The following is a 14,567-nucleotide window of genomic DNA, read 5'->3' as shown; positions in this document are numbered from 1 at the left end:
ACGGTTGGATATCAATATTATATGTCTAGAGAATGCCCGCTCTCAAGTCAAGGAATTTATTGATGTTTTCAGTTGCGGCAGAGTTTCCAAGCCTGCTAATATGGAGATGGCGGCGTTAAACGAACAGGTGCATTCAAGAGAGGAGCAGTCGTTATGAATCACGATACCGATCGCAGCATAGCCTATTTTTCTATGGAGATAGCCCTAGAGTCTTCGATGCCGACCTATAGCGGGGGCCTCGGGGCGCTCGCCGGCGACACTATCCGGTCCGCGGCCGATCTACGGGTTCCGATGGTAGGAGTCTGTCTGCTCTATCGCAAAGGGTATTTTTTTCAAACGCTGCAGCAAGACGGTCAACAGTTAGAACAGCCCACAGAGTGGGTGGTGGAAAACTTTTTAACCAAGACCCCCGGAAAAGTCTCCGTCATGATCGAGGGGCGGCAAGTCTTCATCGAGGCCTGGCGCTATGAAGCTGTTTCCAGAAAAGGGTTCACCATCCCAGTCTATTTCCTTGATACGGATCTTGCGGAAAATAGCGATGAAGATCGCAAGTTAACCTACCACCTCTATGGAGGGGATTCAAAATACCGCTTGTGCCAGGAGATTGTCCTCGGGATCGGCGGGGTAAAAATGCTAAGAGCGCTCGGCTACAGCCACATCAACACATTCCACATGAATGAGGGCCATGCCAGCCTGCTGACAGTGGAGCTTCTCGATGAATCGTGCAAAGAAGCGGGAAGGACGGATATAAACCAGCAAGATATTGAAAAAGTGCGCAAGATGTGTGTCTTCACCACGCACACGCCGGTTCCGGCTGGTCACGACCAGTTCCCCTTGAGCCTGGTTGAGCAAGTCTTGGGCAGGCACTCGATTTTCGAGATGAAGAACATCTTCTGCCATGAAGGCAATCTCAACATGACCTATCTGGCCCTGAACTTAAGCGATTACGTCAATGGAGTTGCTAAAAAGCACGGCGAGATTTCGCGGCTGATGTTTGCCTCGCATACCATCGATGCCATCACCAATGGCGTATACGCGCCCTATTGGGTCTCTCAACCCTTCCAGACCCTCTTCGACCGCTATATCCCAAATTGGCGGGAGGACAATTTCGCTTTCCGCTACGCATTGAACATTCCTACCGGCGAAGTCTGGGATGCCCACCTGAAAGCCAAAAAGCAACTTTTCGATTTCATCACGCAAGAGACCAACATCGCGCTCGATATCCACACCTTCACCATCGGCTTTGGCAGGAGATCGGCAACCTACAAACGAGGCGATCTGCTCTTTCGTAACCCCGAGAGGCTTAGGAGAATTGTAAAGGAGGGAGGCAAAATCCAGGTCATCTATGCTGGGAAGGCCCATCCCAAAGACCAGGAGGGTAAAGCCTTAATTCAACGCATTTTCCACGCCATGCATGACCTGAAGGATGACATCAAGATTGTCTATCTTGAAAATTATGATCTGAAACTTGCCAGGCTGATGACATCCGGCTCAGACATTTGGCTGAACACGCCCCGCCCCCCGATGGAAGCGTCGGGAACTTCAGGGATGAAGGCGGCGCTAAACGGCGTGCCCTCCTTAAGCATATTGGATGGCTGGTGGATCGAAGGGTGCATCGAGGGAGTCACAGGATGGTCAATCGGTCACTCGCATGAGGACTATCCATACGATCCAGACCAACATGATTTCACCAAAATCGACGACGAGGATGCCGACTCCCTCTACAATAAGCTGGAAGGAGCGGTTATTCCCCTCTATTATGAGAATCGCGATGAGTTCATCCACATTATGCTTAACAGCATCGCCCTGAATGGTTCCTTTTTCAATACGCATCGCATGGTGCAGCAATATATGCTCAACGCGTACTTAAGATTCCGCGCTATGGGCCGCTTTGAATAGACTTTAACAGTTTTTTCACCTTAGCAAGCGGATGGGTATTCAGCACATCCTCCGCCTGCAGCCACCCTTTGCGAGCCATCGACACACCCTGCGCATAATGGAGCAAACCCTCTTTGCTATGGGCATCGGGGTTAATCGAAGCGAGCACGCCTTTTTCTTTTGCATAGTGCCAGTGGCGCCAGTCCATATCGAGCCTGTCAGGGCTCGCGTTAAGCTCAATGATCTTTCCGTTGTCCGCGGCCGCGTCGATCACCTTTTTAACATTCAGAGGATAGGCGTCTCTCCTGAGAAGGAGCCGGCCGGTTAAGTGGCCTACCATTGTTGTGTATGGATTTTCAATTGCCTTGATAAGCCGTTTTGTCTGTTCCTCTTTACTTAAAGTGAAGAACCGGTGGATTGAAACGATAGTGAAATCAAGCTTTTCTAAAACGGCTCTCTCATAATCTAAAGATCCGTCCTTCATGATATCGCACTCCACCCCTTTGAAAAGGTGGATCTTTTTGTTTTTACTCTCATTGTATCTGTCGATCGCTTCCATCTGTTCAAAAAGGCGCTCCTCAGAGAGGCCGCCGGCCTGAACGCTCGACTTGGAGTGATCTGATATGCCGAGATATTCCCAGCCGAGTTGAGCGGCAAACTCCGCCATCTGCTCTAAAGTATTTTTGCCGTCAGAGGCTGTTGTGTGGACATGAAACACTCCCCGGATATCGGTTTCCCGGATCAATTGGGGTAAATGGTTGGATTCTGCCGACTCGATCTCTCCCAGCCCTTCCCGTAGCTCAGGTGTGATATAGGACAGCCCTAATAGTTTGTAGACCTCTTCTTCGTTTTCGGCGATAAGCTCATCGTCATCTTGAGTCAGCCCCCACTCAGACAGCTTCATTCCCATCTTTTTGGCACGGTTTCTGAGTTGAATATTGTGCTCCTTCGAGCCGGTGAAATAGATCAGGTTGAAAGGATAGGTGTCGTCTCCCGTCACCCGCAGATCGACTTGAATTCCCAAGCGATGCTTGATGCTCGCTTTGAATTTACCTTTGGCAAGAGTCGTTTCCACCGATTCCATCGAGGTGAAAGCTTCGATCAGCTCTCGGGAGGGGCCTGAAGCGAGAATATCGATGTCCGCAGGGGTTTCAGCGAAGCGTCTGATGCTGCCCACAATGTCGACATGGCTGACGCCGGGGACAGACATGAGTCTCTCCTGAATAGCCCGCGCTACCGGCTGGATTTCGCCATAAAGACGCCTCTCTTTCCATTTGGCGTGATGCGATAGCGCCTCCAGGAGGTTGTGCTCCATCTTCTCTCCGAAATGCGCTAGCTTGCTGACTTGGCCCTTTTCACAGGCGGCCTTAAGCTCTTCTTTGGAATTTATTCCAAGACCTTCATGCAAGAGACGCACTTTCTTTGCGCCCAGCCCCTGCAGCTCCATCAGTTCGATAAGGCCCGGAACGATCTCTTTTTTCAGCTTTTCGAGAGCGGGATGGGTTCCTGTACGGTAGAGGATTTCAATCTTTTCCTTTAGGGCCTCTCCGATTCCCGGCAAGTCTGCCAGCTTATTCTCCTCTATTAGGCACGAGAGGCTCTCCTCGCTCAATTCCAGGCTGTCAGCTGCCTTCCTGTAGGCGATCACCTTGTAGGGATTTTCATCTTTCAGCTCGAGCATTTGAGCCATTTCTCTCAGCTTATCGGCGACTTGATGTTTATCCATGATCTGAACTGCTTTATAATCTGTTGAATTATCGGTATGAAACTACGTAGCCCACAAAGATTCAACAGATAGTTAACGCCCCAGCCAATTTACGCCTTTGTTATTAATATGCAGTGTCTTACCATAATTTACGCTATTTACTGCATATTACTTGCAGAAGAACCCAAAAATCGAGTTAGAATAGTTCGTGCTCTGTATACCGGCAGCGTTTAAAAATTTGACAAAGGGGCTGTGAGAGAGCGTCGGGATTGAAAGATTTTCTAATAGTAGGTGACTTGTCATCTTTCAATTTTGAGGAGCTTCCTCTTTGCCAAAGCCAAATTTTGAAACACTTTCGGTATAAACGTTTTGCTACACCATTGACAAAAGAGGGAGAATAATGTCTTTAGTGTCCGTTCTAAAAGAGTTTAAAGAGTTCGCCATGCGCGGCAGCGTCGTGGATCTAGCGATCGGCCTTATCATCGGTGCCGAATTCAGCCGCATCGTAGATTCTTTCGTAACCGATATCATGATGCCGCCCATCGGCTACCTGATCGGTGGGGTTGATTTTAGCAATCTAGCCTGGACTCTCACAATAGGAAGCGCTGACTCGGCTCCTGTCAAGATCAACTACGGGCTGTTTATCAATCATGTGATTAATTTTCTGATCATCGCGGTAGTTGTATTTGCTGTTGTCAAAGGAATGAACACGCTGCGCAAGGCGCAGACCAAGGAGCGGGCCACCACCAAAAAGTGCCCGGACTGCCAGATGGATATCCCCCTGGACGCCAAAAAATGTGGTCACTGCTGGTCTGAATTTAACCGAAAAAGCGCAGTATAGCCATGCTAGGTGATCGCTTCGGAGAACTCAATGAAGAGATTGCCGCATGCCGAAGATGTCCAAGGCTTGTCACTTTCCGTGAGGGAGTCGTCCCCAAAAAGTGCTTCCAGGAAACTTACTGGAAAAAACCGGTTGCCGGGTTTGGTGACACGGAGGCTTCGATTCTCCTTCTGGGGCTAGCTCCCGCTCCTCATGGCGGCAACAGGACAGGCAGAATATTTACCGGCGATCAATCGGCGCGCTTTCTGATGAAAGCGCTTTTCAATACGGGACTTTCCAACCAAAACCACTCGGAACACGCAGATGACGGGCTTGAGCTTCGGGGGGTCTACGTGACCGCCTCGGTAAAATGCGTCCCCCCACAAAATCGCCCCTCTGCTCTGGAAACCAAAAACTGCAGCGCTTTCCTGCAGAGGGAGTTTCTTTTGCTCAAAAGGTTGAAGGTGGTGCTCGCCCTTGGCCGGCACGCCTTCGAAGCCTATTTAAGTCTTGCCGCGAAAAGGGGAGAGTTAAAGAGCGCTGCCTTTTCCCACGGCGCTTTTATTCCTTTTAAATCACTGCCCCTGCTGATCGGCAGCTACCACCCTAGCCCTCAAAATACAAACAGGGGACTTTTAACGACTCGTATGTTAGAAGAGGTTCTTGAGCGAGCGAAGCGGGAATCCGGATGGGAGCAATTCAAAAACAAATAGCGGTTCTGACGTGTGTTTCCCTGCTGGTTGGGACAGCGGAGGTGTTTTCCTTCTATGACTACCGTTTCGAGGGCACTTTTTGGCTGCTTTGCTTTCTTGCCACCGCCCTGATTTTTGGCTATCCAACGCTTCTGAAGGGACTCAAGTCCCTCTTAAGGCTTCAATTTGGCAACATCAACCTCCTGATGACCATCGCCTTCCTGGGCGCTTTCACTTTAGGTGAATATCCGGAGGGAACCATTGTGATCTTACTTTTCACGCTGGCAGAGCTTTTGGAGAGTTTTGGCATCATGAAAAGCCGCAAGGCTCTGGAAAACCTGGCAGCCCTGATTCCCAAAACCGCCTACCTCAAAAAAGAGGCCAAGGAGGTGGCAGTCCATGAGCTTAAAGTGGGAGATGTTGTGGTGGTCTTCCCGGACAGGGCTATTCCGGCCGATGGTCAAGTGATCCTCGGCGTCTCGGCCGTGGATGAATCGGCCATCACCGGAGAGCCCTTCCCCAAAGATAAAACAGCGGGAGACTTGGTCTTCGCCGGAACCTTCAATCTAAAGGGCCTCCTCGAGATGGAAGTGAGCCGCACCGAACAAGAATCGGCCATCGAGAAAATAAGGCGGATCACCCTCAGCGCAATGGAAAAAAAAGCGATCGCTGAGAGGTTTATCGAACGCTTTGCCAGGATCTACACTCCTTTGATCCTCTGCATGTCGCTTGCTGTGTTTGCCTTTTCGTCCCTATATCTCAAATGGCCCCTTGCCTTAGCGATCAAGCAGGCGCTTGTCCTCCTTGTCATCTCGTGCCCTTGCGCGCTTGTGATTTCGACACCCATTGCCTTCTTCTCATCGATCGGCAACGCCACCCGAAGCGGCATCCTGATTAAAGGGGGAAAGTGGCTTGAGGCTTTAGCTTCCGTCAACGCCTTTCTCTTTGACAAGACAAAGACTTTGACCAAGGGAAAACCTAAAGTGGCCGCGGTGATCCCCATGAACGGGACGTCGAGAGAACAACTTCTCGCCTGCGCCGCAGGTCTCGAGAGCTATTCAAGCCATCCTATCGCCGAGAGTATCATGCGCCTCGCTAAAGATGAGGGGTTCTCACCCCATCCCGTGGAAAAATTTGAACAGATCTTGGGCCGGGGTGTCAAAGCAGACTGCCTGATCTGCGGCGATCGACACCACTGTATCGGAAAGCTGCAATTCATTCTTGAAGAACATCATGTGCCTCCGGATGTGATTGAAATGATCGACAGTCTCGAGCGCCAAGGGAACAGTGTGATTGTTCTGAGCTCATTCCGCGAGGTAAGGGGGATTTTGGCATTCCAGGATGAAATGCGGGAAAGCAGCCGGGAGTGTATCAATGAACTTAAAGCCATGGGAATCGTGCCGGTCCTGGTGACGGGAGATACCCAGCGGGAAGCCGAAAGGGTGGCGGATAGTCTGGGGATTAAAAAAGTGATTGCCGAAGCACTTCCTGACCAAAAAGCGCGTGTGGTTGAAGAAGCAATCCGTGAATTTGGTAAAGTGGGCATGGTCGGTGATGGCATCAATGACGCGCCAGCCCTTGCTTTATCAGACGTTGGGATCTCTTTCTCGCAGAATGCCAGTGAGATAGCGAAAGAAGCTGCTTCAATCATCATCTTGTCTGACCGCTTGCAGCTGCTGCCGGAGCTGATTAAATTGGGAAGAGCAACGGTCGCCACGATCCGATTCAACACGGCCTTGGCTATTGCTACCAAGGCCACGGTACTTGCTTTCGCCCTTGCCGGCTTTGCCAGCCTGCCTCTTGCAATTTTTGCCGATGTCGGCATTACGCTTATCGTCATCGCGCTCAGTTTAAGGCTTTTCAACTGGCGCTCCGATAAAAAAGCAGGAAGTGCTAGAATAGGGTAGGTGCTTTGCAACCAGGAGGGTCGTGATGAAAGGATTGATCGCCCTGCTTACTCTATCTTTTGTCTTCGCCTCATTTCCGCTGACAAGCCAAGAAGTCGCCGCCTCCTCTCTCTCCACATGGGGCAAAGGGCCAGGACCTTGTGTCAAATACATGGGCAGCCGGCCCTACCAGGGAAACTCACGATACGCTCTAAGATTTTTCAGCTCCTGCCCGGATAAGGTTCTTATCAACGTCTGTGTCACCTATGATGACGGGAGTAGTAAGTTCTACCCTTCCGCGAGGCGTGTGCCGGTAGCTGGATCGATGGAAATCTATACAGAACCCTGGAAACGGCCCGTCGATGTTAACTTCACCTTCGGATATTATGCGGCGGAAATTCCGCCCCCATGCAAGGCTGTCTCCCTAGTGAATCCTTCTTCTTAGGGAAATAGGGGAGGCGATACAGGACTGTTGCCTATCTCATGAGAGTTCCCAGGCGCTCGGCCACTTGTGCCATATTCGGCCTTTGATCCGGCGAGACGTTGATCATCTCCTTCAGAAGATTATTCAGCTGGGCCGCCTTCTCCTTATCCATTCCATTCACCACCAAACTATTTGTCAGAACATCGACATACTCGCTCAAAACCTCCACTTGCTTGTTCTGATTCTCCAGCGGCTGCTTATCGAGCGTAGCTTGCCTTGGAAGGCGACGGAACAGTTTGTCAGAGAGGCTGGGTTCGTCGATGCCGGGAAACGCTTTATGATCGACGATCAGTTGCTCAACACCGCGCCTCTTATCGAGAGCCAGCTTTGAATCGCGGTCTCCCTCTTTGACTGGGACGAGGGGAGCGCCATGTTCTAAAAGAGGGTCTTCCAGGGTGCGGATTAAAACGAGAGCTGCACTGAAAACGTCGCCAGCCTGACTAAGTTTTCCCTCGGGAGGGGCAAAACGCAAGTTGCCTTTGTAGGTTTTTTCTTCTCCCGGGCGAACTTGCTCCGCTTTCCCGAAATCGGAAAGCTTCAAGGATTTTTCACCGGTGGCCGGATCTTGATAGATGAGGCAGTTTTCCGGCTTCACATCGCCATAGGCATAACCGGCACTGTGCAAGTCTCTCATCCCGCGCGCATAATCGGTGCAAAAACTTAGGCGCTGCTGCAGGGTTGAATCGCTTTTCCTCAGCTCTTTTTCAAAGTCGTTCACAGCCGCGTCCACTTCAAGGGCAAAGGTGCCACCAAACTTAGCCCTGTCTTCGACAACTTTCGACTCCACCGCCAGGTACTTCCCATTCGGAACGCGGCTCTTGATATCCTCCATTTTAGCGTGTTCGCCCTTCAGTGCTTTTTCTTTGGAGAAGAAGTATTTTCGGACGGGGACGTAAAAAACTTTTTCGGGCGCTTCGCTACCGCTCGCCTTGATCGAATTTTTGGGAATAAGCACGTGTTTTTCAGCGCCGCTCGCCAGCACTTTGAAACCCAATTTATCGAGACCGACTTTGTTGGTCTTAAATTCTTTGGGGCTTGGAGCCCGCTGCATCAATTTACCAACCCCTTCCTGAAGGTAGTTGACTGCCTGGCTGATTTTGCTAGCTCCCACTCGCATGTGATCCATCACGTCACCTGAATTGATAAATTTGAATGACACTTTTAGAGACCGTTACCGAATGCAGTCTCTTAGACATAAACACCGCTTACACTTAATTATAATTAAAAAATAATTGATTTACCACCAATCTTCGTTTGTTAACTAAATCTTAATTTAAAATAAATTTTACTTGATTATTATTTTTTAAAGTTAAACAAAGAGGTGATGTATGACGTTTGAAGTGACAGCAAGCCGTGGACGCGTTGCGGCTCAGATGAATAGAAACGAACAAGAAGTCGATCCTGCAGGCGAGACGGGGCAGAAAGCGGGTGCTGTAGCTCTGAAAATTTTGGCGGGTCTAGGAAAAGTGTTGGGATTTGTGGCTGCGATAGCAGGGGCGGCGCTCGCCACAAAATTCGCGATCTCCAGCGGACTCATCGTTCCGCTTGTCCTCGCAGGGGCGGCAACAGGTACTACCCTTCTATATTACACGTCGGTACTCTGCACCAACCCCATCACGTCGCTTGGCGCCGTGGTCACTCTTCCGGCTGCCGGTGTCGCGTTTGGCGCACCTTTTGTGTTCCCCGCATTTGCAGGAGCGCTGCCGGGAATAGGTCTCATGAATTTAAGCTCATGGGCCTGGAAAGCGCTCGCCTAAGAGGCTGTCCCAGGGTTGCACTGCGAGAGGAGGAAGGGGGTCGCATTCATTGTGTTGAGCTCCTCCGCCTTCTTCCAGCTAAAATCCATAAGGGTTTCCGGGTTTTGATGAAGAGGGTAGATGCCGTCGGCTGCATAAATTAATCCAATTTGGTAGAGGTAGAAGGGGGCGCCCCGCAGTCCGCGCTGGGATTCTGCTTTTGCAGTTAAATTGGCGATAAAGCGCATCTTTTCAAATCCCATATCGACCTCTTCGGCCATCTCTCGTCTAAGAGCCTCCTCCACTGTTTCATCCGCCTCGACTTTCCCCCCCGGCAGATCGTATTTTCCGGCATGAGGTCCACCCACTTGCCTCACTGTCAAAATTGTATCGCCCTGGTGCACCGCTGCATAAACACCCGTTCGGAACTCTTCAGGCAGCTTAGGCAGAGGATGGGCATCGCGGAGGTGGAGTCCCATGACAAGATCATCGATATAGCCACTGACGGTTTTAAGATGCCGGGTGAGATATCCCTCCACCCGAAAGCCCCATTTTTTATAGAGCTGGATAGCCCGAGTGTTGGTAGCTCTGACATTGAGTTCGATTTTTTCGAGGTTGGGATCTTTTTCGGCCCATTCGATGAGCGCTTGCATTAGCAACATGCCGATTCCTTTACCCTGCCAGTCAGGATGCAGGGCAATCGTTAACTCGGCGACGTGCGACAGGTTTTTTAGGGGATGTTTCAGCAAATAGCCATGACCGGCAATTTTTTCCTGATCTTCGGCGATAAGGTAGACTCCTTGTTCGCCGCTCTCCAGCCGCTCAATAGTTTCCCGAAATTTTTGCGGGTCCAGCTCAGCAGGGATAGAGCAAAGATAGCCTGGGTCGGCAGCGATCGTTCTTTCGGTTTCCGCAAGCGACGGGGCGTCATGGGGACGGGCCCTCCTGATATTAATTGCCATTGTATTCTCCAGACAAGGAACATGGATAGCCCTGCATCATATCATGAACTCCATTTATTCCCCCTGCTTCAGTGGTGCCCGCAAAAAAAACTTGTCGACAATTAAAAAGTTTACTAACACATCTTAATAAAACATTCATGATAATCTTAATTTGTGTTAATCTGGTGCGATTATAATTTTCCTTAGTTTATAATAAGATTGTCTCAAATCCTAATAATAAGGACTCCGCTATGAACATCTTCGGCTACTTTTTCGGGGGCAAACCTGCCACAGAGATTCCCCCTGTTGTGGAAGAGAGACCTGAACCTTCTGCCCGCGAGACGCAGCAGGTTACGGGAACAGACGAGAGAGGGCGTCTTTATACGGAAGTTACCAGGCAGACAACTAATGTAGAAAACACAGAGGGAACACCCAGCCCATCAACCGGTTTTTTCGGCGGTCTGATGAACGTGGGCGGATATGTCGCCAATACTGCCGGAATTGCCGGTGGGTATGCGGCCAATGCTGCGCTGAAAGCGGGTGCTTTCGCGGCAGGGAAGTTGAAGCAGGGCACGCATGGTGCAGTCAAGTGGGCGTTGTTCACGCCGGAAGGCCAACAGCAGTTTAAAGATAATTTGGTCAGAATCAGCGGCAACGAGCGCCTCGTTCAAGTCGTGGATGCAATCACGCCCGGCCTTGCGCAAGGGGCTTTCCAACTTCTTGATAACCACCCCTACTATTCCTATCTAAAGCCCTTATACGATGGCGAAAATGACTTTGTAGAAAATTTACTGAAGACGGTGCTGCTCAAAATCGTCAGCAACACAGCGACCGACATCGAGCAGAAAGCGCTTGTTCAGTCCGGCATTTTAGCTGAAGAAGAAGTGACTGTTCCCAATTTAACCGTAGCTGTCTTAAGCAACCTGGCAGAAGTGGTGAAAGGTGAGTTTGATAAGATCGCCCTCAGCCACAGCCAGTACCAAGAGCTGATGGATATGGAAGATGGAGAAGAAAAGACCGCTGCCATCCGAGAAATCTTCAGACCAGGAGCCGAACAACTTTTGAGAATCGGTTTTCCCGGAGGTGCCGCCGACCTCAAAATTAATTCCTATATCCAGGACTGGGCATTCTCGAGCATTCAAAACGCTCTTGCCGATTACCTTCAAGTTATCTACCAGCAAACAGTCGTTCCTTCTCATCACGAAGAGAGAGATCTTGAAGTCTTCAAGGCAGAAGGGGGACAGGCTCTGAAAGCGTTGGCCAAGATGATGGCCGACAAGGGCACGGATGGGGCCAAAACGCTTATCAAGCAAAACAAAGATTTTATTGTCGGATTTTTAGATCCTGTTCTTCAGGGAAGAGAAACTGCGCTTGTCAAAGCGTACCTCGCCACAGAACTTGAGCAGTTGGCCGGGTCGAACGATCAAAGCATCCAGTGGCTGTTTACGCTGCTGCACAATAACTTAACTTCTTTCAGCGTGCGCATTTTAAGCAAATTAGCCGAGACATCGCCCGATCAGACGGAAACTAACGTCACTGCCAAAGCTTTGAAAAACCTTCTCACTATCGGGGTGAACTTCTTTGGAGAAGACGGAAAAGCGTTTGATATCGAGCTTGCCAGGATCAATAAGCTCACCGACGAGAAAGAGATTCAGGCGGAGAAGCAGAAACTGTTCAACCCGTTCATAGAAGAATTCTTAAAAAAGACCGGCCTTGAAGGCAACCCTATGGTAGAGAAGTTTAAAGAATCTTCGCTGCCCTACCTTGTTGAAACGCTCTATACCGAAGCAAAAAAAATCTATCCGGATCAGTCTAAGGAAAAGGCTGCTCTGGAGAGAGCACTGAACAGCAACAAGGCTATCGAAGGATTGAAGAAAGAGACCGCCCATCAATCCAAAAAGAACAAGATACAAGACCGTCAAGCGCAGGTGGAAGACTCGGTCGAATTGCCGGATACGCTCTCCACTGCTTTTTTCGGCTCCACAACTGGTCTGGGAGCTGACTCCGTCGCAATTCTGCCTAAGCAAACAAAAGGCGTTACCCCGCCGACAATTCTTGACCAAGAGATAGAAGCGGATTTGGTGGAATCGCTGCTTGAGGTGGATGAGGCTACCGATAAACTGGAATTAGGTTGCGGCGCGATTGCAAAGGACATCAAAGAGGTGGTAATCGGCTATATCACCAAAAACAAAGAAGCAGTTGCCGATGCATTTGCATCCTACCTTGGACCCTCTGCTAATAACGTCGCCGGACAGGAGCTTGCTGACGCCCTTGCAAAAGTGCTCGGATCTTCAGACACGGCGACAGAAAAGACGTTGGAGTTTGCCGAAAGCACGTTAAAGACGGCTCTTTTCAAGATTTTTGTGCTAGTTGCCGATAACGCCAAAGAGCAGGCGCTCGGGGAGAACAAAAAAGACCCTGTTGCAGCCGGTTTGCACAAAATGCTCTCTCTGGTCACAAAAAAAATTCCTTCGCTTGAGCCCGAAGTAAAAAACATCATGAACTCTCAGGTGCTGACCAAGGAAGAGAAAGACCACTTGATCGTAGCTCTCTTCAATCCCGTGGCCATTGAACTTCTCGCCATGGCGGGCGTCAATGAAGACGGCAGCCTGAAAGTGAAAGATGCTCTCCCCATACCCGAAATTTTGAAACCCTTTGCCTTAAAGGCAATCACCCAGTCGCTCTTGCCTCAGCTGATGAGCCGCGTCTATCTGGACATCACCTCATCGCAGTATGAACTGGAGAAAAACCAAGAGAAGCTGGCAGCCCTAGTGCCCTCGGCGCAAGGAAGCATCAAGACAGTTGCGGACTATATCGCCAAATACGTTCCGTTCTACCTGAAGACCAACGCTGACACGATCACGAATTTAGTCTTTTCCAGCGGAAGCAAGTACCTGAGCTTTATGGATCCTGAAGCGCAGGCGGAAGTCAAGAGCCTGATCGGCCGCAATATCACGGATTTCACGAAAGACAAAGCGATGAATCCTGTCTGGCAGGGGATCGCCACTTATGCGCAGGCGTTCTTAACTAAGGCTTTCTTGGGTACCGCAGAGAACATCAACCTTGCAGAATCGCAAGGCAAAACAGCTAAGACCAACCCTCTGCTGATCAACTTGCTGATGAATGTCATGGAGGGCGGCGAGAAACACTTCAGGCATATCTCCAATATGCAAAAAGCGACGGGTAGAGATGAGGCGCATACTCTAACTTCGGATGAGGTCAAAGAAAGTTTTGCCTCAAACGGCCTTCTGCACCCAGCTCTCTTGATGGACTTAAACCCTGATTCGACACCCGAGCAGAGAGTGGAGATGCGGCTAGAGCACTTCTTTAAGCCGCTCGCGAAGAACCTGATCGCTCTCTCAGGTCTGGATAAATCGCGCGACTTCCCGATACCGGAAGCGTTGAAAGACTCCGGCTGGGAGCTTTTTCAGGATAAGATTTTACCAGAAGTGCTGATGGGGCTTTATAACGAAACCTTAAAACCGCAGAACATTGTCCAGATCATGAGCAACCTGATCGACAATCTGAACCTGGCTTCGGAATCTTTTGAAGAAGCCTCTGCAGAAGTCATGCTGCCGGTCGATGAGACACAGACAAAACTGAACCAGCAGATCGGAAGCCTGATCAAGTCGTTCGTCGACATGCTGCCGACCTCGGCATCGCAGACCCTGTTCAGTATCAAGCAGATTAAAGATATGTCTTCCGAGGCAATCGGAGATATCGTCCGCCGAAAGACCAACGCGACAAGCTTGCTTGATGTTGTCAACGGACTCTTGTCTGGCATTACCTTGACGGCTCCCGATGTCAACGATCCAAGAACTCCGGAAGAGATCGCCCGTGACGACTTGAAAGCGTCCAAAGTGCTACAGTCCAAACTGACCACATTTATCAGCTCGCAGGCTAAAAAAACCGCCCGCGACTGGATCACCAACAAATGGGATGCCTTCCAGAAAAATTTCGATAATACCGTCGAAAAATACCTGGGAACTCCCGGAAAAGCGGTAAAGACCTTCTTCGACTGGGTGTTCGGCTCGATCATGCGTTTTATCATGCCGGTACTCGACTTTATCGTCTTTAGGATGATCTGGGCGTTAGTGGATTTACACATCTGGAATAAATCGGGTGAGATCATCAAAAATTCCAGAATGGATATCCACGAGAATCTAGCTTTCAAAATCACCGAGAAAGCGACAGCGGCCATCAAAAGGCAATTGGAAGAAGTGCACAGAGAACAGGAGCTTAAGAAGCAGCTGGAAGAAAAGGCAAAGCTGGATGATATCCGAATGGCAGAGGCGATCAAGAAGAAGATCAAACTCAACCAAATTCCCACCGCTCCAGTAGCTTAAAAAAACAGTCATCAAAGACCCTCCTCAAGGAGGGTCCTTTCTAAAAATTCCCCATCTGACTTCTTTATAATTTTCCTTT

The 14,567-nt window shown here is 49.9% G+C and carries 10 protein-coding genes; 7 read left to right on the top strand and 3 right to left on the bottom strand.

The genetic code is table 11. The features are described from left to right. Positions 1-153 precede the first annotated feature (153 nt). The gene (gene glgP, locus ELAC_RS04410; RefSeq protein ID WP_098038065.1) at positions 154-1,899 is read left to right on the top strand and encodes an alpha-glucan family phosphorylase; all 1,746 of its coding nucleotides are present in this window, start codon (positions 154-156) and stop codon (positions 1,897-1,899) included. Here glgP and polX read toward each other — a convergent pair. Beyond that, positions 1,880-3,604 carry a DNA polymerase/3'-5' exonuclease PolX gene (gene polX / locus ELAC_RS04405; RefSeq protein ID WP_098038064.1) on the bottom strand — a complete coding sequence of 575 codons (1,725 nt, stop codon included), beginning with the start codon at positions 3,602-3,604 and terminating at the stop codon, positions 1,880-1,882. The genes glgP and polX overlap by 20 nt on opposite strands. Positions 3,605-3,983: 379 nt before the next feature. Here polX and mscL point away from each other — a divergent pair, with 379 nt between their 5' ends. Genes mscL through ELAC_RS04385 form a run of 4 tightly spaced genes read left to right on the top strand, consistent with a single transcriptional unit; the run spans position 3,984 to position 7,426 of the window. After that, complete coding sequence (gene mscL, locus ELAC_RS04400; protein ID WP_098038063.1) at positions 3,984-4,424, top strand: large-conductance mechanosensitive channel protein MscL; 441 nt, start codon at positions 3,984-3,986, stop codon at positions 4,422-4,424. 2 nt (positions 4,425-4,426) lie between these two features. Further along, positions 4,427-5,116, top strand: a complete 690-nt coding sequence (locus ELAC_RS04395) for a uracil-DNA glycosylase (RefSeq protein WP_098038062.1) — start codon at positions 4,427-4,429, stop codon at positions 5,114-5,116. Continuing rightward, on the top strand, positions 5,092-7,002 hold the full coding sequence (locus tag ELAC_RS04390; protein ID WP_098038061.1) for a heavy metal translocating P-type ATPase: 1,911 nt from the start codon (positions 5,092-5,094) through the stop codon (positions 7,000-7,002). Before ELAC_RS04395 ends, ELAC_RS04390 begins: the two co-directional genes overlap by 25 nt. A gap of 25 nt (positions 7,003-7,027) precedes the next feature. Then, positions 7,028-7,426 (top strand): hypothetical protein, encoded by a 399-nt coding sequence (locus ELAC_RS04385; RefSeq protein ID WP_098038060.1) that lies wholly within the window; start codon positions 7,028-7,030, stop codon positions 7,424-7,426. A 31-nt stretch (positions 7,427-7,457) separates the two neighbouring features. Here ELAC_RS04385 and ELAC_RS04380 read toward each other — a convergent pair whose 3' ends face one another. Beyond that, positions 7,458-8,591: a protein kinase domain-containing protein gene (locus tag ELAC_RS04380; protein ID WP_098038059.1), complete on the bottom strand. Its 1,134-nt coding sequence runs from the start codon at positions 8,589-8,591 to the stop codon at positions 7,458-7,460. A 202-nt stretch (positions 8,592-8,793) separates the two neighbouring features. On the opposite strand from ELAC_RS04380, the gene ELAC_RS04375 reads away from it, so the two are divergent. Next, the gene (locus ELAC_RS04375; protein ID WP_098038058.1) at positions 8,794-9,222 is read left to right on the top strand and encodes a hypothetical protein; all 429 of its coding nucleotides are present in this window, start codon (positions 8,794-8,796) and stop codon (positions 9,220-9,222) included. Here the strand turns inward: ELAC_RS04375 and ELAC_RS04370 are convergent. After that, the gene (locus ELAC_RS04370) at positions 9,219-10,163 is read right to left on the bottom strand and encodes a GNAT family N-acetyltransferase (RefSeq protein ID WP_098038057.1); all 945 of its coding nucleotides are present in this window, start codon (positions 10,161-10,163) and stop codon (positions 9,219-9,221) included. The genes ELAC_RS04375 and ELAC_RS04370 overlap by 4 nt on opposite strands. A gap of 230 nt (positions 10,164-10,393) precedes the next feature. On the opposite strand from ELAC_RS04370, the gene ELAC_RS04365 reads away from it, so the two are divergent. Beyond that, a complete protein-coding gene (locus ELAC_RS04365) occupies positions 10,394-14,488 on the top strand; it encodes a hypothetical protein (protein ID WP_098038056.1) in 4,095 nt (1,364 codons plus the stop codon). Positions 14,489-14,567 lie beyond the last annotated feature (79 nt).

The sequence above is a fragment of the Estrella lausannensis genome, from assembly GCF_900000175.1.
GTDB classification, from domain to species: Bacteria; Chlamydiota; Chlamydiia; order Chlamydiales; family Criblamydiaceae; genus Estrella; species Estrella lausannensis.
This window is presented reverse-complemented; position numbering and strand designations above follow the sequence as displayed.